Raw genomic sequence first — 18455 nt, forward strand, 5'->3', positions numbered from 1 at the left:
CAGTGTGGTTGGACCGTCTTCGTGGGTGGACGGTCAGCGAATCAGAAGGGGTACGGTGCGATCTGCGAGCGCATCGTGACCCACTGGGTTTCGGTGAAGGCTTCGATGTTGGCCTCGGCCCCACCGAAGCGGGATCCGTTGCCGGAGTCCTTCGTGCCGCCGAAGGGCACATTCGCCTCATCAGAGACGGTCTGCTCATTGATGTGGACCTTGCCGGAGTCGACGAGGTCGGCCAGTTCGATGGCCATGCCCACATCGCCGAGGATGCCCACCGACAGCCCGTATTCGCTGGCATTGACCAGTTCCGCGGCCTCCTCAAGAGTCGAGAAGCGACTCACGGGTGCCACGGGTCCGAAGATCTCCTGCGTCCAGGCTGGGTTCGAGGGACTGAGATCGGCAAGCACGGTCGGCGGCACGAATGCACCCTCGCCGGTTCCTCCGGCGACGAGTCGTGCACCGTCGGCCTGGGCCTTGTCGATGATGTCGCGGACATTCGTTCGCTGCTTGTCGTCGATGATCGGCCCCAGTGCGACCTCCTCGGTGGCGGGATTGCCCACGGGCAGGTTCCGGGCACGCTCGGCCAGCTGTTCGACGTATTCGTCGTAGATGGACTCGTGGACGAGATGGCGACCCGTGGTCATGCAGATCTGACCCTGGTGCATCCAGGAGCCGAAGGCCCCCGCCGAGGTGGCCGGACCGACTTCTGCCCCGGGCAGGACGATGAGGGCGTTGTTTCCACCCAGTTCCAGGTGGCAGCGCTTGAGGAGGCGTCCGGCGGTTTCGCCGACCTTGCGCCCGGCTGCCGTCGAACCGGTGAAGGAGATGACCGATACTTCGGGAGCAGAGACCACTGCTTCGCCGGCTTCCCGGCCTCCGGGGAGCACCTGCAGGAGTCCCTCGGGAAGCCCCGCCTCGGCGAAGATCCGGGCCAGGGTGACACCGCCGCAGACCGCGGTGCGTGGGTCCGGTTTGAGCAGGACCGCATTGCCCAGGGCCAGCGCCGGAGCGACCGAGCGGATGGAGAGGATGAGTGGGAAGTTGAATGGTGCGATGACGGAGACGACTCCGGCGGGCACCCGGCGGGAGAAGGACCAGCGAGGTTCGTTCGAGGTCAGGACCTGCCCCTTGGGGTGGCTGGGCAGGGCAGAGGATTCAAAGCAGATCTGCTCTGCAGAGCTGACTTCCAGTCCGGCCTTGGCTGGAATCCCACCTGATTCGCGGACGATCCAGTCGGAGATCTCCTCGGCGTGCTCGGCCCACAGAGCGCCGGCCCGGCGGAGGACAGCGGCACGCTCGGCAGGTGGCGTCTTCGCCCACTCCTTCTGTGCTGCCGCTGCACGGGTGGCGGCCTTGTTCACGTCATCGGCGTTCGCAGCGCCCAAGCGCCCCAAGGTCTGGCCTGTGGCGGGTTCGATGACGTCATAGGACTCGTCTGCGCCGTTCGTCCACGCGCCGGTGAAGATCTTGCCGTGCCACTGGGCACCTAGGAAGCTGTTCTCGCTCATGTCTTTCTCCCCTATTCCTGCTCTGGTCGGGTTGTGACTGTTGTGGCGCCCGCTCCTTCGAGGTCGGCTTTTTCGGGCATGGGTGATCCACGTGATTGCCACGCTTATCGGCCACAATAGTGATGCGGACCACGGGGAGCCATCGTTGGCCCATTGATTGAGAATACGAGTGCTCCGGGGCTACGATTGCGGTCATGGCGAACTCTCAATCGGGCGACTCGATGATCGATCGGCTGGTCCGAGTCCTCGGTTCCTTCGATCCTGATCACCAGAGCCTGAGCACCGAGGAACTCTCCGCACGAGCGGCATTGCCGAAGTCCACGGCGTACCGGCTGATCAACGACATGATGCGGCACAATCTCCTGCAGCGTGACCCCAACGGTCGGATCAGGATCGGAGTGGGAATGTGGGAGCTGTCGAACCGCGCCTCCGACGCCGTCGATCTCGCGACCGTGGCCAGACCGCACATGATGGCCGCCCACGATTTCGTCGGCGAGAACACCCAACTGGGGATCCTGCGCGAACGTGAGGTCCTCATCATCGAGCGGATGTCGAAACCGACCGCAGTCATCCACCGCTCGAAGACAGCGGGGAGACTTCCTGCGCATGCGTCCTCGTGTGGGCTGGTGCTGCTCGCCCACGCCCCCAAGCACGTGCGGGAGGCCTACCTGCGCGGACCGCTGGCCGCAATCACCGAGAAGACGACGACCGATCCGGCTGTGCTGCGAAAGATGCTGGCCACGATCCGGACGTATCACTTCGCAGAACTTGCCGGACATATCGATGACGGCACCACCGGTATTGCGGTTCCCGTCTTCGACAGTCATGGGCTGACGATCGCCGGCATCGGCGTCGTCGTCGACTCCGAGCACCATGTGGGTGGCCCAGCGATCATGCAGGCCCTGCGCACCGCCTCGGCGGGGATCACGAAGGATCTCGAGGCTCAGGGCAAATCCGTGGTGGACTGATCTCCCGGCTCGTCACGCGCGGGCTTTGAATCTGGCTCGTCGCTTCTCGGCCTCGACCTCACGGTTCTTCGGCGGAGCAGTGGTCACCAATGCGTCGAGGAGATGCTGAGTCGTGTGAGCGATCTCGTCGACGGCTGCCTCGAAGGCCTCCGCATTGGCTTGGGAGGGTTTCGTCGTGCCCGCGATCTTGCGCACGTACTGGAGCGCTGCGGCGTGCACTTCGTCCGATGTCGCGTGGGGTTCGAAGTTATGAAGGGTTCTGATGTTCCTGCACATGTTCCAACGGTACGCTGCGGGACTGACACAGGACAGGGGTCTGCCGCCGATAGACTGGCCAGGCGTCCCCTCAACAGCCAGCTCCTTCACCAGCCCAGCTATGGAGAACGATGACCGGTCGAATCCCACCCTCGAGCGTGGCGCTGACTCCTGGTCAAGTCCCGAGCGTGCGAACCCTGCGGCGCGACTTCTCCAGACTGCTCATGGAACATCGCTTCGTCATCGACGAGCTGCTGACCAAGATCTCCATCCTCGACCTCGATGTCATCCGCACGAAGATCACCGATATCGCGGGCATCCGGATCACCTGCAGCTTCATCGCCGACACCTACCATGTGCTCGACATGCTGACCTCGCGGAATGATGTTCGGGTCGTGGAGATCAAGGACTACATCGCCCACCCGAAGCCCAACGGCTACAAGAGCCTGCATGCGATCCTCGAGGTGCCCGTGTTCCTCAGCGGCGGCCCGACCCCGGTGATCTGCGAGGTCCAGATCCGCACCATCGCCATGGTCTTCTGGGCCAGCCTGGAACACAAGATCCACTACAAGTTCGCAGGCGAAGTTCCCGACCGGCTCGTCGAGGAACTCACTCAGGCCGCCGAGGTAGTCGGCCAGCTCGATCGCAAGATGGAACAGCTGCACGCCGAGGTCCACGACGGTGACCCCGACGGCTCGGCCAGCGAGGACTTCGATGACGAGGCGATGCGCACCCTGTGGGAGCTGAGCAGGCGCGAGGCCTGAGACCCGTGGCCCGAGCCCTACGGCTGCTTCGGGCGAAATCTGCGAAACCAAGCGTCCTTGTTGGCGTCATCCTCTGCGATGAGCTCCCAATAGACGCGCCTGCCGCCGGGGACGTCAAAGATGCGCGTGCCGTCGCCGAGGAAGATGGGCGCGACGAAGACCTGCATCTCGTCGATGAGGTCGACCTCGAGCGCCTGCCTGCCGATATCGGCGCTGATGATCTGGATGTCACGATCACCGGCGATGGCCTGGGCCCGATCGACCACCTCTGCGATGGAGCAGTTCACGGCTGTGATCGTCGTGTCCTCGGCGAGCTCCTGGGGACGGTGGGTGAGGATGAACTCGGTGCCTTCCCACGCTCCGCCGTAGGCTTCGGAGGTCATTTCGTCGCGCTCGGCTGCCTGTGCCTTGGCCGCGTCGTAGCCACGACGACCGGAGATGATGACGGCGACCTGCGAGGCGAGGTCCTCGACGGTGCCGTCTGAGAGCGAACCGAGCCCGGCCATCCAGGACATGTCGTGATTCGGGCCGGTGATGAACCCGTCGAGTGAGCTCGTGAAACCCCATGTGACTCTTGCCATCGCTCCTCCTTGAGCAGAAGTGATTGCGTTTGACAATCACTTTCTCCCCATTGAACCACTGCCGCTCGGCAGTAGCAAGGTAAGAAGCAGACGACGTGACCGAGCAGACGGAATTTCGGCACCTTGAACTTCGTTGCAGCTGGTGAGAGCCACAGAGTATGGCTCATCGAAGAATGAAAGAAGGTCATCGCAATGGCAGATTTCACGAACAAGGTCGCGCTCGTCACCGGCGGAGGCTCCGGACTCGGCGAAGCCATTTCTAAGGATCTCGCTGCCAGGGGCGCGAAGGTCGTCGTCACCGACATCGATCTCGACGCAGCCCAGCGAGTTGTCGATGAGATCACCGGGAACGGTGGAACCGCCTCGGCGATCAAGCAGGACACCAGCGTCAAGGACGACTCCGCGAAGGTCGTGGAGTTCGCGATCGACACCTACGGCGGACTCAACTATGCCGTGAACAATGCCGGCATCGGCGGCAAGCAGGTACCAGCGGGCGAAACCGACCTGGACAACTGGGACAAGGTCATCGACGTCAATCTCAACGGTGTGCTCTACGGCATGCGCTACCAGATCCCAGCGATGCTCAAAGCCGGAGCCAAGGAATCAGCGATTGTGAACATGGCGTCTGTCCACGGCTCGGTCGCCGCGATCAACAACGGCGCCTACACCGCGGCCAAGCACGGCGTCGTCGGCATTACGAAGAACGCCGCTGCCGAGTATGGCGATCAGGGTCTGCGCATCAACTCCGTGGGGCCCGGCTACATCACGACCCCGCTGCTGGAGAGCAGCATGGATGCCGAGGCCCTGGAAGGCCTCAAGGCCAAGCATCCGCTCGGCCGCCTGGGCACCGCCGAGGAGGTCGCAAAGGTCGTGAACTTCCTGCTCTCGGACGACGCCTCCTTCGTCACCGGCGCCTACTACCTCATCGACGGGGGCTATACCGCAGTGTGAGCTCCTAATCTCGCCGTCAGCCAGCTGTGGAACCGGTGGGCGAGGACCACCGGGTCGACGAGGAGCTTGGGAATGCCGGCAGCGTTGCCCGGCTCGATGCTCACGTGCAGCAGGATCGGCCCAGTCGTTTCGAGCAAGCGATCGAATTCGGCGCGCAGCTGTGGTTCGTCCTCGGCCCGGCTGACGGTCCAGCCCGCCGCCTCGGCCATCGCGCCGAGGTCAACACGGGAGGAATATGTTGGCAGTCCGGCAGTCGATCCGTACACCTGATTGTCGAGGACGATGAGGAGCAGCTTCTCGGGACCTAAGAATCCCCCTGTGGGCAGCACGTTCGGGTTCATCAGCAAGGATCCGTCGCCTTCGAGACCGATGACTTTGGGCAGGTCGGAGTCCTTGGCCGCCAGGGCGAGGCCTGTGGTGATGGAGCCGACGAGGCCCATCGAGTCGAGGACGTAGAAGTGGTTGTCCCGGTTCTCCACGGACGCCAGCTCACGACTGGTCGCAGCACACGTCACCACGACCGGCAGTTCGGCGGTCAGTTCGTTGAGGACGTCGAGTGCTTCGATGCGCTTCATCTCAGGCCACCTTCCCATCTGTGTTCCAAAAGGAGCCGAGGACAACGACCGGACGGTAGGTCATACGGGCGTGAACACCCGCCTCGGCGACGGTCTGCTCCCAATCATCAGCCGAGGATCGGCGGTCGAGTTCGAGGACTTGGAGTCCTACCGTGCGCAGCACCGTCGGCATGGGTTGGCTGATCGAGTGGATCATCGAGTTGTACTCCCCCGGACCGCCACGGGTGTTGGCGAAGATGAGGAGCGGCAGGTGATAGGACATCGAGAATGTCGTCAGTGCCGTGAGGCTGTTGCCGAAGCCGTTGTCCTGCATGACGACGGCCCCGAACTTCCCCGCCAGCGGCAGTGCACCGAGGACTCCGACTGCCTCCTCTTCGCGGGAGAGCGGCTTCACTCGCTCCGAGCTTCCGGCGGTCCCGCGGTCGGCGGCGACCAGATGCTCGATGACAGGAGCGATGGTGACGGATGGGATGTAGCCGATGAGGTCGGCACCGGCGCCCCAGATCCCATCGGCGACAGCCTGCGTACATGACTTCGTTGTCACGGATTTCCTCATTAGGTGACTCGGTGTTGGGTGATGTTGATGACGTTGCCGTCAGGATCGCGGACGAAGAAGCGCGTCACGCCCCATTCCTCGGTGGTGAGCGGATGGACGATGTCGAGTCCGCGATCAACTGACTCGGCGAAGGCGGCATCGATGTCGTCGACCTTGAGCGAGAGCACCGGGGTGACGGGTGCGGTGGCGTCCTTCGTGACGAGCTGGACGTGAGCTCCGGTCTCCGCCGAGGTGAAGCGGGCCACCCAGCCCAAGTTGAACTCCTCGGTGCTCAGACCGAGGAAGTCTTCGTAGAACCCTCGGGCCGCTTCGATGTCGGATACCGGAATGTCGGGGATGACGTCGTGGACCTTCATTGGATCTTCCTCACCATTGGTCGTGGTCGAAGACCTGGCAGAACACGCTCGTCATCGAGTCGCTGAAGAGGACGAAGACCACCTCGGCGATGGACTCCCAGCGCCCGCGTTCGCGGCCGTCGACGATGACGGCGTGGGCCGCCTCGGCGACGTCTCGGGCCGACCAGCCGTAGACTCCCCCGCCGATGGCAGGGAAGGCCACCGAGGTGGCGCCGAGGTCCTCGGCTGCGTTGAGGCTGGATTCGAAACAGGACTCAAGCACCTCGGGGTCGGCCTCGCCCTGGTGACGATTCGGGCCGACGGTGTGGATGACCCACTTGGCCTTGAGCGCGCCGGCGGTCGTGGCGACGGCCTGACCTGCGGGAAGTCCGCGCGGGTAGCTGGTTTGGCGTACCTCTCGGCAGGCCTCGAGCAGTTCGGGTCCGGCTGCCGTGTGGATGGCGCCGTCGACGCCGCCTCCGCCGAGCAGACTTGAGTTGGCGGCATTGACGATCGCGTCCACGGACGCCTCGGTGATGTCTCCCTCGAGTACCGTGATCTTCATGATTCAAGTCTAGTCATAGCCCTCCTCTTCGTGCGCCGTCAGCGAATGCGTCGAGAACGCTCAATACGCCGGGCTGCTGCCAGATGCGATTCCTTCTACGTCCGGTCGCCTCGTGCAGAATGCCACGATCGACCAATGTGTCGACCGCACGCATCGCCGTCATCTGATTGGTGCCGAGGGCAACGGCGACGAAACTGAGATTAACTGCTGGTTGCGCGATCAGCATGGGCAGCAAAGTCCATGCTGACGAGTCGCGCCTCACTCCTGCCAGCGCGTGCTCCATCTCATTGAGCACGGTGAGCAACTCGTCCATGAGCTGCCTGCCCGAATGGCTGGCGAAACGAGCGGCACGAGTGAACTGAGCAATGATGGGTCCGGCATCACCCGAGCGGAATGCACCGAGGGCGGCGAAGTACGCTCCGATGTCGGTGAGCAACCCTGCCGAAATCGGTATTACCGAGGTGGTGACAAGGCCCTTCTCCTTGAGAATTGCGTGGATCAGAGCGCGACCAGTCCTGCCGTTCCCGTCGGCGAACGGGTGTATGGTCTCGAACTGCGCGTGTGCGATGGCGGCTTGAACTAACACGGGAAGATCCTCCCGCGCGATGAATGCGACGAGATCGTCTATCGCTGGAGGAACTCGGTGGTGCGCCGGCGGTACAAAATCAGCGAGCAACGGCCCACTTCCTCCCGGTCCGATCCATACCTGCTGCTCGCGGAGTGCTCCGGCCTCGGAAGCCATCATTCGATCGCCCTCCAGCAGAGCCCGATGCATGTCGAGAATCGACTCGAGGGACATCTGACCCGACATCCCGATCGCGGTCTCCATGGCATGCACGTTGCCCAGAACTGTTGTGGCATTGGCCTTCACCGTCTCGTCTATGGACGCTAGCGCCAACTGCAGAGCCGATGTTGTCAGCTGTTCAATCTGTGAGCTTGATGCACTCTCGGTCCGCAGTAATATGGTCGGCATTGGACCGCCCATACGAGCGTTCGGGCCGAGTCTTCCGGATGCGAACCCGTCGACCCGAGCCAAAGCGCCGGTTGCATCGTCGACGTCAGCATGTACTTCAGCCGGCAGACGCACCTCCCACTGCGCGATCTCTGGCACCAGGACGGCACGATAGGCCCCCGTCTGGCGCTGAACCTCCCGACGACTGAGCATGTCCGGATTGACCGGTGACCAGTTCAGTTCTTCACTGCCCATCGACGGTATTGGTACCTTGAGATCCGTCATGACGCGAACTCCTTATTAACACTTAAACGTGTATCCGTTGGTTAGAGTCTAACTAATTCACACTTCTCAGTCGAGAGATCCACCGGCGTAGGCTGACACGACACACCCGCCTCGGCAAGGCAGACGGCCTTCTGCGGAAGGAAACGACGAACCATGTGCAGACTTCTCGGCTATATTTCCCCCACTCCGGCGAGCGCAGCCGATCTCATCGGTGCCGAGGAATGTCGGCAGTGGCAGAACTTGGGCCGACTCCATGCCGATGGCTGGGGCACCGCGTGGATCCGACCGGAATCTGATTCAGCCGAATCTGCCCGTCCGCGGGGAACCACCTCGGGCACCTTAGACACCGGACCCGGCGTGCAGGACACCGTGTCTCGGGGAGGACGTCTTGAAAGGTATCGCACCCCGCACGAGGGAGCAGACGACCCTCATCTCACGGAAGTCCTCACCATCCGTCCGACGGCCGCGCGGATCACTCACTTCCGCATGGCCACGCACGGGGCTGTCGACCTCACCGAGAATTCGCACCCTTTCCTCGCCGACAACATCGCCCTGGCGCACAACGGGTCCATCCATCCGATAGAACGCCTACGCGAATACGTCACGACTGCCGAGGCCGAGCGCATCGGCGGAACTACGGACACCGCAATCATGTTCGCCCTCATTTTGCGACGCGTGGGTCAGGGCGAAACTCTGTTCGACGCCACCATCGCGACTGTCCGGATGCTGCAGGCAGACTTCGACCATCCGGGGATCAATCTGCTCGTCCTCAATGCCGAGGAGATGATCGTCGTTCATGCGACTTCGGGAACACCGATTCCATATAAGAACTTCGACACTTCCGGCACCGGCGGTGAACTGCCGCTCGATCACAAGGACCACTACTACCGGATGAGCTGGCGGCGCATCGACGATGGAGCGATGATCGTGTCGTCGTCGGGCATTGAACATCAGGGCTGGAGCCTCGTTGAGCAGAACACGGCGATGCGGCTGACTGTGGCGGATGGGGCGGAGACTGTGGTGGCGGTGTGAGGCTCAGAGTATTTATGTCAGGTTGCGACAGTTTCCGCCGATTCCGCCCAGCAGACCAGCGTTGCTCGCGACGGAGGCGGACTTCGATTGCCAACCGCTTTCATGCTCGGCCACGAACGCGATCTCCAGTTCGGTTCCGAGACCGAGCAGTCCGCCGAGGAGGTTGGTGGGTACATCAGTTGTATAGGTGCCGTCACCGTTGGAGGTGGTGTTCGACGTGAGGCTGAACCCAGTCAGTGGTGCCAACACGGACCCAAGACCACGAGTAGATGCTTTGACGACGATGTCATCGAGTTGATAGCCCGCCGGCGGTTTCCAGTAAACCCTAACTCGAGCCCCAAGGCCGAGGACCGATCTGAATTCGCAGGATTTGGTCAAGGCTGGTGCTGGAATCGTCGCGGCGCTGAACGACCCTGCGGCCTTATCCGAGCCCGTCCATCCAGCCATCGTCGAACGCACGCCCGATAGGCCGAGCACGAGCATGACGAGGAAGAGTCCTGCGATGAGGGCACGGATTCGCCGACTTCGAAGCGACTGATGCCTACGAGGCTGAGTCATGACTTCCTCCCGCTTCGTGTTCTGGCGACGACGGCGGAACCGACGGCAATGAGTGCGCAGGCAATCAGCAGGATCCACAGCCATCCTTCGATGCCTGTCCGTGGCAGATCACCGGTAACGTCGGGTGCATCTGGGCCGGACTCGCCTGGATCATCGGGATCTCCCGGACCACCGGGGCCCATGGACACCTCTTCTCCTTGTCCGATCGCGGTCAGTCTCACACTGCTTCGCTGTCCGGCAACTGCCTCGGCGTCGGCGCTCTGGGCCAGAGTGACTGTCACCTGCACTCGACGCTTTTCGTCACTGGGCATTTCGAGCAGGAAGCGGTCATTTCCCGGAGCGACTCCGAGCTCGTTGAGCGGGGTTCGGTGAATCAGATCGGTGGCACCATCGGGGCATCGGTTCAGCGGCACGATCTCTGCACACGATCGAACATCAACGAAAAGCTCGCCTGCAATCGCCCTCGTGAGCTGTCCGGAGCCGATCTCCAACTCCACCGTCCCTGGGTCCGGCGCGTCAGCCCAGACATCGACAGTCCAGTCCGCAGAGGCACCTGGGCTCAGGCTGAGCATCTTCGACTCGTCACCAACGGCACGCATCCGCAGGTACTGCCCGCGCACCTCGGCGGTGGTGCTCTCTGCGGTGGCACCGACTGCGGAGGCAGCGACGCCGTCAGCGGTTGCAACCACTGGCATCGGCCCATCGATCGAGCCGAATGGACCGCTGTTGGCCGCCAGCAGCACAACCGCGACCGGCAGCACGAAAGCATGCTTCGGTGAGCGGGTCACGGCTGATTGGGCAGTGAAGTGCGCCGAAGGCTGCGCAGCCGTGGTGGCATCCTCGCCTTTCTCCGCGAGTTCATCACTATCGTCCTTCTTCGCGTGTCGTGGCCAGAAGGCCCAGACGACGAGCAGGGAAGCTGCGATCGTGATGCCGCCGAGCAGGAATGGATTACGCATCGATTGGATGGCGGGCGCGACCCCTGGAATCGAGAAAATGACTTTGCGGACGGTGTCCGCCGTGTACGGCTCGGGGTCCTTCGCCTCGTTGGCGTCGCCCTTCATCTCGAAGGTGACTGGCCCGGACGAACTGTCAGCGTCCAAGATCGACGTCACGCGGTGGGTCACGGGAAGGACGTTCTCGCCGCGATCGGCGGTGATGATGTCTCCGACCTTCATCTCCTCGGCGGGGATCTCTTGGACGAAGGCGATCGATCCGGCTTCGATGGTCGGGCTCATCGATCCCGTCTTGAACATCATGATCGATATGTTGAAGACGAAACTGAGGATGACGAGGACGATGCACACCGCCCCCAGTGCGGCGAGGACGTTGAGCAGTGCTCCGCCGAGCCACTTACCCACGGTCAGCCACCTGCCGGAACAGATTCACCGTTGAACGTCCACGTATGGGCGGCGCTCGTTCCCTGGGCAGCACTCGGAGTGGAGGTCGGCAGGACGACTTCGAAGCAGTAGGCCTGGACCGACCCTCCTGCGGAGCTGACCGTCTGCTTCGATGTACTCGTGACAGACGTCCTCAACGGCTGTTTGGAAGTACCCCCGCCGAAGACATAGCTCGGCGAACCGGAGAACGCTGAGGCGTCGCAGGCAGAGGCGAAGGCCTCAGCAGCCGAGGGAAACGATTTCGTCACGGCGCGATATTCGAGATTTCCGGCAACGGTGTTCGAGGTCCCGGCTACGCCGTTGCCTGCGACCTGGATCTGACCTTTCATCGTGGTATCGGCCGTCGTCCTCACGTAGGCGGGAGCGTAGACCGTCGAGCCCGGGTACATTCCGGTGCCTTTGAAAGTCATCTCACGGCTGCTGCTCCATGTCTTGTCGACTGACAGGTCGATTTTGAACCTGCCGGCCTCGAATGACCCCGAAGCGGTCTCGGTATCGGTCCAAGCTGCCAGGGTTGCGGTGGAGCCGATGCCGAAGACCAGGCCTCCCGCGAGAACCGCTTTGATTCGCTGGTTGCGCAGCACTCGACTATTCCGCGCATGAGCTCGGTTTTGCCGTCGACTGTCTGAGCGGGGCCCTGACGAGACCCGCTCAGGCGGGTTGGGGTCGCGCGGCGGACCCGAGGTGAACCTCATGAAGACCGATCTGGCTATTCAGCCGAGGTCGCGGTGAACTGCCACTGGGCAGTTGCGGCCTGACCCTGTGTCAGGCTGTCACTGGCGGTGACCTGGAAACACAGAGTGACGGGTGCCCCTGCAGCGGCGTCTGCCCCGGCAGTGAGGTCAAAGCCCTGGGCGCCTGCGACAGAGCCGATGGCTGTACCAGCAGGGACGATCGAGGTGCCGGTCGCGTCCGCGCTGCAGGCGCCTGCGTTGGCGACAGAGACTATTCCGTAGGTCAGCGCCTCAGCGTTGCCGCCGCTTCCCGCCGCATTTTCGAGAACCACGCTCGCGTCGTACGAGGTTTCGCCGTCGAGCCTGAGAACGAACGGGGCCGCCACGGTGTCGCCGGGGGTGAGATTGTCGCCGCCGTCGAGGTCGAATGTCAGATTCGCCGCACCATCGGCACTGGTGTGATCGGTGAAATCGGTTCCATTGGTGCTTCCCTGCACATTGAACGAACCGGCACCGAAGGTCCCTTCAGCCCATTCGTTGTCCGTCCAGGCGGCCAGCGTCACCGCAGCTCCGACACCCAGAACGATGCCACCCGCGAGGATGGCCTTGAACTTGCGAGAACGCGTCGTGGACTGCGTCATTCTGACTCCTTGAAAAGGCACATATGTGCACAAAACACCAACAGTGGTGACTTGTTCATTATCATACAATTACTTTTGCACTAAAAATGCTTATCACGCCTGTGCTTTTCGGCACATCTGCGAATACCAAACAGCGAAAGCCTCCGACCCCGGGTCGATATTCGCACTCTTCCCGCGGGCAGCACAGAGGCGGCCCTGCGAATTCGCAGGGCCGCCTCCGCAGCGGGGATGGTCGTGTGACCGAGAGGAGATCTGTGGCCGGTCAGGCCTTCTGCACGGTGATCGTCCAGCTGGCGTCTCCGGTGCGATCGAAGTGGGTCACGGGGTAGCCGTTCTCCGCCGCCCACTGGGGGATCGCCTCGGTGGCTTGGGTGCAGTCGAAGTTGATGACGAGCTCATCTCCGTTGTCCATTCCGCCGATTGCGTCCTTGGCCTCAACCAGGGGGAATGGGCAGACAAGACCGTTTGTCTCTAATACCTGTTTCATACGCTCCTGCTCTCTACGGGCTGCGCGGCACCTGTCCGCGCTCCTGATTTGATGGTGAATTTCGCGGCGACTCCAGCGCCGACGATCATGAAGAAGGTCGCGACCCAGCCCTGATATTCAAACTGTGCGGTCGAGACCATGGCGTTGCCGACGGTGCAGCCGCCGGCGATCGCGGCGCCGACGCCCATCCCGATTCCGCCGAGGATTGACTTGACCACGGTCCCCTGATCGGGAACGCGAATCCGGAACTCTCCCGAGGCCTTCGCCGCGATGAACGATCCGAGGAGGATGCCGATGACGAGCATGACGCCCCAGTCGACGAGCGAGGAGTCGCCCGTGCCCAGGAATGTCGTGAGATTCGCCGAGGGGGTCGTGATTCCCAGACCCGAGTTGCGTCCGGTCGCAGCCGAGAGCGGCCAGGCGATCGTGGCGATGACGCCGATGACGACGGCCGTGACGAACGGGTTCCAGCGCTTCTCCGTGAGGATATGAGCCAGACCCTTCTTCAGTGGCGGCAGGGTCGCGACGGGCGTGGAGGTCTTCCTGTTGTGGTGCACGGTGACGGCAATGGCCACGGCGGAGATGATCGCAACGAAGACCCACGGACTCAGCCCCGTCGATGCCTGGAGCGTGCCGCTTTCGATCGTGATCGAGCGCAGCCCCTCCGTCACCGAGGCGAGCGGACCGTTCTTCATCACTGCGGAGACGAGCGCATAGAAGATCAGTGCGAACCAGCTGCCGACGAGACCTTCACCGGCCCGGTAATAGGTGCCGGTGGCACATCCGCCGGCCAGCACCATGGCGAAGCCGAAGATGAGGCCGCCGATGATCGACGCCAACCAGGGGAACGGCGAGGCCTCCAAGGTGATGACGCCAAGCGCGTTGAGCAGGAACAACCCGATCGAGTGCACGGCGATGAGGAGGATGAGTGCCGAGAACCACCTGGTGTTCCCGGTCAACGTGAGATCGCGGAAGGCTCCGGTCACGCAGAAACGTCCCCGCTGGAGGACGAATCCGAGCGCCAGGCCGACGATCAGTCCGGTGATGATCATTCATGAGCTTTCTGCTTGTAGGCAGCTGGCTGCCGTGACGATACATGCATGTGTTGAGCTATCTTTCACCGAGGCTGGCTGAGAAAAACGCTCAGACCTCACCTCGTGAACACAACGCCCTACATTCTGCTCAACAATCTGACCGTTCGTCAACACCGCTGCTCGAATCCCCGCCGATCCTGGAGTCTGCACAGCTCTTCTTCTCATTCATTGATAACTTCCTCGCCTTGTGTCAGTGACTGGGCGCACACTGAGAGGACAATTACGGCAAGGAGGCCCAGGTGCCAGAATTTCAGACCGACGTCGCCATCGTCGGAGCAGGTCCGGCCGGGCTGCTGCTCGCCCACACGCTGCACAATGCAGGGATCGATTCGGTCGTCATCGACAATCGCAGCCGCGACGACATCGCCCACACCCACCGGGCAGGCATCCTCGAAGCCGGGTCCGTGCGCATGCTCGAGGCCGAGGGCATCGAATCACGCGTACATACAGCCGGCCACCGTCACGACGGCATCGACATCCGCGTCGACGGCGTCAGCCACTCCTTCGACTTCCCGAGCCTCATCGGCGAATCCGTCTGGCTCTACCCGCAGAACGAGATCTTCGTCGACCTCTCCGCCGCCCGCGGACGCACCGGACGCCCCACCTTCTACTCGGTCACCGACACCGCGATCGGCGATATCGAGACCGAACAGCCGTGGGTGAGTGCGACGACCGAGAACGGCGAGGAACTGACGATCAATGCCCGCTACGTCATCGGCTCCGACGGCTCCCGCGGGCCCTGCCGGGCGATGATCCCAGCAGACACGAAGCAGCGCTTCTTCCACGAATACCCATTCTCCTGGTTCGGGATCCTCTGCGAGGCACCGGCCAGCCACGAGGTCCTCATCTACTCCCGCTCCGAACGCGGCTTCGCCCTGATCTCCCAGCGCAGCGAGTCCGTACAGCGTATGTACTTCCAAACCTCCCCCGACACCGAGGTGGCCGATTGGTCCGATGACCGCATCTGGTCGGAGCTGCAGTCCCGAGTCGAGGGACCCGACGGCTTCCAGCTCAAAACGGGTGCGATCATCGACAAGAACATCCTGCCCTTCCGCTCGGCCGTGACCGAGCCGATGCAGCATGGTTCCCTGTTCCTCGCCGGCGACAGCGCCCACACTGTTCCTCCCACCGGGGCAAAAGGCCTCAACCTCGCCTTCGCCGACGTGTCAGTGCTTGCCCCGGCGCTGATCTCAGCTCTCAAGAACTCCGACGCCGAGGCGCTGGCCGGGTATTCGCAGACCGCGACGAAACGTGTGTGGAAAGCTCAGAACTTCTCCTACCAGATGACCCGGATGCTCCATTCCGACCCCAGCCAGGATGCGTTCGAAACGAAGCGCAGCCTCGGCGAGCTCAATTCGATCCTCGAATCCGAGCACGGGCGGCGCTACCTCGCCGAGTGCTACACAGGTTGGCCCAAGGGCTGAGCAGCTCAGCACAGACAATCCTCCACACCGAGAAGAAAGGTTCGACATGGGAGCACAGAAACCCTCCGGCCCGGACGACGCGGCCGAGTCACAGCAGACGCTGTCTGCCGAGATCGAAGCCATCGAGACCGAGCATAAGAACGCAGTTGCCGCCGGCACACCGGCCGAGACACAGCCGCGCCTGGACTACCCGCCGTACCGGTCCTCGATTCTCCGACACCCGACGAAGGACCCTCGGCACACGGATCCGGAGACCATCGAGCTCTTCTCCCCCGCATTCGGCCACCGCGACCTGGCGAATCTCGAATCGGACCTCACCATCCAGGCCGGCGGGGAGCCGATCGGCGAACGCATCAAGGTCACCGGGCGCGTCCTCGACGGCAACGGCCGGCCCGTCCGAAACCAGCTCGTTGAGATCTGGCAGGCCAACTCCGCCGGACGCTACATCCACAAGCGCGACCAGCACCCAGCCCCGATCGACCCGAACTTCACCGGCGTGGGCCGCACCCTGACCGGTGACGACGGCTCCTACTCGTTCACGACGATCAAGCCAGGACCGTATCCGTGGAAGAACCACCACAATGCGTGGCGGCCGGCCCACATCCACTTCTCACTCTTCGGCTCCGAGTTCACTCAGCGCATGATCACCCAGATGTACTTCCCCAGCGATCCGCTGTTCGCACTCGACCCGATCTACCAGTCGATCACCGACCAGAAGGCCCGCGACCGCCTCGTCGCCACCTACGATCACAACATCACCGAGCACGAATTCCTCATGGGCTACAACTGGGACATCGTGCTCACCGGAGGCAACCGCACCTGGATGGAAGAAGAGGACGATGACTGACCAGAAGCTCACTGCAACACCCGGCCAGACAGTCGGCCCGTTCTACGGCTACGCCATGCCGTGGCCCGGCGACAATGAACTCGTTCCCCCAGCCAAAGCCGGAGCAGTCCAGCTCCACGGCTATGTCTACGACGGGGCCGGCGCTCCCGTTCCCGATGCGATCCTCGAGATCTGGCAGCCCGATGAGGACGGCAACGTCTCCCGCAATTCGGGATCGCTGCGCCGTGACGGATTCACCTTCACCGGTTTCGGCCGCAACGAGGTCGACCCGGAAGGCCGCTACGTCTTCTCCACCCTCAACCCAGGGGCGACTGAGGCAGGCAAGGCACCGTTCATCAGCGTCGTCATCTTCGCCCGCGGACTGCTGAACAGGCTGTTCACCAGGATCTATCTCCCTGAGGACACCGAGGCTCTGGCGGCCGACCCGCTGCTGTCCTCCCTCGATGCGACCGAGCGGGATCGCCTCATCGCGACTCGCGGGGCTGACGGATCGCTGCGTTTCGACATACGGTTGCAGGGTGAGAACGAGACCCCATTCCTGCGGTTCCCCAGTCACGAAGACTGACAGGACTCACGAACACCGAGTCACCGCTGCCGCCACTGGAGAGGACACACAATGACTGACACCGTTGCCCATACGCGCCTCCTGTTCGCCCCGGGCGACCTGCGAGGCGCCGAGGCCATCGACGATGTCGCCCTCGTGTCTGCACTCGGCGATGTGGAGTCGGCGTGGATCAACGCTCAGGCGCATGCCGGGCTGATCTCCTCCGATGCCCGCGCCGAGGCGGTGGCGGGCATCGAAGCCACCACCCGGTCGCTGCTCTCCGACTCCGCCGAACTCGAGACGCTGGCCGCTGACGCCGAATCCGGTGGCAACCCGGTCATTCCGTTCCTCAAGGCCGTGCGCTCACGACTCGGTCCGGATGCGTCCCGTGCCTTGCACAAGGGCCTGACCAGCCAGGACGTCATGGATTCGGCGCTAGGACTGCTCATGGCCCGAGTTGCCCGCCAGACTCATGCACGCCTCGACGTCATCGCCGAGGTGCTCGTCGGGCTCTCCGAGGATCATGCCTCGACCGTGTGCTTGGCTCGCACCCTGACCCAACCGGCACTGCCGACGACCTTCGGACTCAAGATCGCCTCCTGGGCCGCCGAAGTCCACGAGGTCCAGAGCCTGACCCCGCGCATCGACTACGTGCAGGTCGGAGGAGCCGCGGGCACCCGAGCCGCGATCCGCGAGTTCGCGGGAACCCAGACCGAGGCGCTGCTGCGCGAATTCCATGTGCAGCTGCGCGGACCCGACGCCGCGCTCACCAGCATTCCCGCGCCCTGGCACACCGACCGCGTCCGGGTTCTCAACTGGGCCTCTCACCTCACCCAATGTGTGACGGTCGGGGCCTCAATCGCCCGAGACGTGCTCATCGGCACCCGCCCCGAGGTCGGCGAGCTGAGCCTGGCCGCGACCGGCGGGTCCTCGGCGATGCCGCAGAAGGTCAATCCCACCTCGGCGGTCCTCCTTCACCGCAACGGCATGCGCGCCCCCGGGCTCATGGCCACACTGACTTCGACCGCGGCCGAGGCGATCGAGGAGCGCTCCGACGGAGCCTGGCACGCCGAATGGCCTGCCCTGTCCGAGCTCATGGGCCTTGCCGTGTCCTCCCTCATCATGCTCCAGACTATGGTCGAAGGACTGAGCGTCAAGCCTGATGCAATGCGGAAGAACGTGGACGCCGCCAGCCCCGGCATCTATGCCGAACGCCTCACCATCGCCTTCGGCGACCGGCTGACGAAGACTCAGGTTCAGGACATCATCGCCCCTGGTGGTGACCCTGTGGCCGCGCTCAAAGCAGCCCTGGGCCAGGCCGATGACGATCTGGAGAGCTTCTTCTCTCCGGAGAATTACCTCGGCGACGCCGAAGATATCCGACAGACCATCATTGCCGCCATCAACGGACCCGAGCCCGTATCGCCGGGCCTCCTCCCCTTCGCCTCAAGAAAGTGACCTG

22 protein-coding genes are annotated in these 18455 nt (G+C 63.2%); 8 read left to right on the forward strand and 14 right to left on the reverse strand.

Features of this window, described 5'->3' with window-relative positions; translation table 11 throughout:
• Positions 1–41: 41 nt before the first annotated feature.
• Positions 42–1505, reverse strand: coding sequence for a benzaldehyde dehydrogenase (locus tag HU144_RS18345; protein ID WP_235352512.1), 1464 nt, complete (start codon positions 1503–1505; stop codon positions 42–44).
• Positions 1506–1699: 194 nt separating this feature from the next.
• On the opposite strand from HU144_RS18345, the gene HU144_RS18350 reads away from it, so the two are divergent.
• The gene (locus HU144_RS18350; RefSeq protein WP_235352513.1) at positions 1700–2473 is read left to right on the forward strand and encodes an IclR family transcriptional regulator; all 774 of its coding nucleotides are present in this window, start codon (positions 1700–1702) and stop codon (positions 2471–2473) included.
• A gap of 12 nt (positions 2474–2485) precedes the next feature.
• Here the strand turns inward: HU144_RS18350 and HU144_RS18355 are convergent, their stop codons facing one another.
• On the reverse strand, positions 2486–2749 hold the full coding sequence (locus HU144_RS18355; protein ID WP_198398059.1) for a DUF2277 domain-containing protein: 264 nt from the start codon (positions 2747–2749) through the stop codon (positions 2486–2488).
• Between the two features lie 110 nt (positions 2750–2859).
• Between HU144_RS18355 and HU144_RS18360 the strand changes: the two genes are divergently transcribed.
• A complete protein-coding gene (locus HU144_RS18360; protein WP_235352514.1) occupies positions 2860–3492 on the forward strand; it encodes a GTP pyrophosphokinase in 633 nt (210 codons plus the stop codon).
• Between the two features lie 17 nt (positions 3493–3509).
• On the opposite strand, the gene HU144_RS18365 is transcribed toward HU144_RS18360, so the two are convergent.
• Positions 3510–4073, reverse strand: coding sequence for a dihydrofolate reductase family protein (locus HU144_RS18365; protein ID WP_235352515.1), 564 nt, complete (start codon positions 4071–4073; stop codon positions 3510–3512).
• Between the two features lie 192 nt (positions 4074–4265).
• Between HU144_RS18365 and HU144_RS18370 the strand changes: the two genes are divergently transcribed.
• A complete protein-coding gene (locus tag HU144_RS18370; RefSeq protein WP_235352516.1) occupies positions 4266–5024 on the forward strand; it encodes an SDR family NAD(P)-dependent oxidoreductase in 759 nt (252 codons plus the stop codon).
• On the opposite strand, the gene HU144_RS18375 is transcribed toward HU144_RS18370, so the two are convergent.
• From HU144_RS18375 to HU144_RS18395, 5 genes are read right to left on the reverse strand one after another with little or no spacing between them, the layout of a single operon-like run.
• Positions 5009–5599, reverse strand: coding sequence for a thiamine pyrophosphate-dependent enzyme (locus HU144_RS18375; protein ID WP_235352517.1), 591 nt, complete (start codon positions 5597–5599; stop codon positions 5009–5011). The genes HU144_RS18370 and HU144_RS18375 overlap by 16 nt on opposite strands.
• A 1-nt stretch (position 5600) precedes the next feature.
• Entirely contained in the window at positions 5601–6143 is a 543-nt protein-coding gene (locus HU144_RS18380) for a thiamine pyrophosphate-binding protein (RefSeq protein ID WP_235352518.1), read from the reverse strand.
• 11 nt (positions 6144–6154) lie between these two features.
• A complete protein-coding gene (locus HU144_RS18385; protein WP_235352519.1) occupies positions 6155–6511 on the reverse strand; it encodes a VOC family protein in 357 nt (118 codons plus the stop codon).
• Positions 6512–6521: 10 nt separating this feature from the next.
• Positions 6522–7055: an O-acetyl-ADP-ribose deacetylase gene (locus tag HU144_RS18390; RefSeq protein ID WP_235352520.1), complete on the reverse strand. Its 534-nt coding sequence runs from the start codon at positions 7053–7055 to the stop codon at positions 6522–6524.
• Between the two features lie 13 nt (positions 7056–7068).
• Positions 7069–8292 (reverse strand): Fic family protein, encoded by a 1224-nt coding sequence (locus tag HU144_RS18395; protein WP_235352521.1) that lies wholly within the window; start codon positions 8290–8292, stop codon positions 7069–7071.
• Positions 8293–8445: 153 nt separating this feature from the next.
• Between HU144_RS18395 and HU144_RS18400 the strand changes: the two genes are divergently transcribed.
• Positions 8446–9324, forward strand: coding sequence for a class II glutamine amidotransferase (locus tag HU144_RS18400; RefSeq protein WP_235352522.1), 879 nt, complete (start codon positions 8446–8448; stop codon positions 9322–9324).
• 12 nt (positions 9325–9336) lie between these two features.
• Here the strand turns inward: HU144_RS18400 and HU144_RS18405 are convergent, their stop codons facing one another.
• From HU144_RS18405 to HU144_RS18430, 6 genes are all read right to left on the reverse strand, one after another.
• Positions 9337–9882, reverse strand: a complete 546-nt coding sequence (locus HU144_RS18405) for a hypothetical protein (protein WP_235352523.1) — start codon at positions 9880–9882, stop codon at positions 9337–9339.
• Positions 9879–11243 carry a signal peptidase I gene (locus HU144_RS18410; RefSeq protein ID WP_235352524.1) on the reverse strand — a complete coding sequence of 455 codons (1365 nt, stop codon included), beginning with the start codon at positions 11241–11243 and terminating at the stop codon, positions 9879–9881. Before HU144_RS18410 ends, HU144_RS18405 begins: the two co-directional genes overlap by 4 nt.
• Positions 11244–11245: 2 nt before the next feature.
• Entirely contained in the window at positions 11246–11866 is a 621-nt protein-coding gene (locus HU144_RS18415; protein ID WP_235352525.1) for a SipW-dependent-type signal peptide-containing protein, read from the reverse strand.
• Between the two features lie 125 nt (positions 11867–11991).
• Positions 11992–12597, reverse strand: coding sequence for a SipW-dependent-type signal peptide-containing protein (locus tag HU144_RS18420; RefSeq protein WP_235352526.1), 606 nt, complete (start codon positions 12595–12597; stop codon positions 11992–11994).
• 262 nt (positions 12598–12859) lie between these two features.
• Entirely contained in the window at positions 12860–13084 is a 225-nt protein-coding gene (locus HU144_RS18425) for a sulfurtransferase TusA family protein (protein WP_101598479.1), read from the reverse strand.
• Positions 13081–14136, reverse strand: coding sequence for a YeeE/YedE family protein (locus HU144_RS18430; protein WP_235352527.1), 1056 nt, complete (start codon positions 14134–14136; stop codon positions 13081–13083). The genes HU144_RS18425 and HU144_RS18430 overlap by 4 nt, the downstream gene beginning before the upstream one ends.
• Before the next feature lie 281 nt (positions 14137–14417).
• Between HU144_RS18430 and HU144_RS18435 the strand changes: the two genes are divergently transcribed.
• Genes HU144_RS18435 through HU144_RS18450 form a run of 4 tightly spaced genes read left to right on the forward strand, consistent with a single transcriptional unit; the run spans position 14418 to position 18451 of the window.
• Complete coding sequence (locus tag HU144_RS18435) at positions 14418–15602, forward strand: 4-hydroxybenzoate 3-monooxygenase (RefSeq protein ID WP_235352528.1); 1185 nt, start codon at positions 14418–14420, stop codon at positions 15600–15602.
• A gap of 46 nt (positions 15603–15648) precedes the next feature.
• On the forward strand, positions 15649–16449 hold the full coding sequence (gene pcaH, locus HU144_RS18440; protein WP_235352529.1) for a protocatechuate 3,4-dioxygenase subunit beta: 801 nt from the start codon (positions 15649–15651) through the stop codon (positions 16447–16449).
• Positions 16442–17014 carry a protocatechuate 3,4-dioxygenase subunit alpha gene (pcaG, locus tag HU144_RS18445; protein WP_198398075.1) on the forward strand — a complete coding sequence of 191 codons (573 nt, stop codon included), beginning with the start codon at positions 16442–16444 and terminating at the stop codon, positions 17012–17014. The genes pcaH and pcaG overlap by 8 nt, the downstream gene beginning before the upstream one ends.
• A gap of 51 nt (positions 17015–17065) precedes the next feature.
• A complete protein-coding gene (locus tag HU144_RS18450; RefSeq protein WP_235352530.1) occupies positions 17066–18451 on the forward strand; it encodes a lyase family protein in 1386 nt (461 codons plus the stop codon).
• Positions 18452–18455 lie beyond the last annotated feature (4 nt).

Origin of the sequence: Brevibacterium sp. UCMA 11752 (genome assembly GCF_021532235.1) — a bacterium.
In the GTDB taxonomy this organism is placed as follows: Bacteria; Actinomycetota; Actinomycetes; order Actinomycetales; family Brevibacteriaceae; genus Brevibacterium; species Brevibacterium antiquum.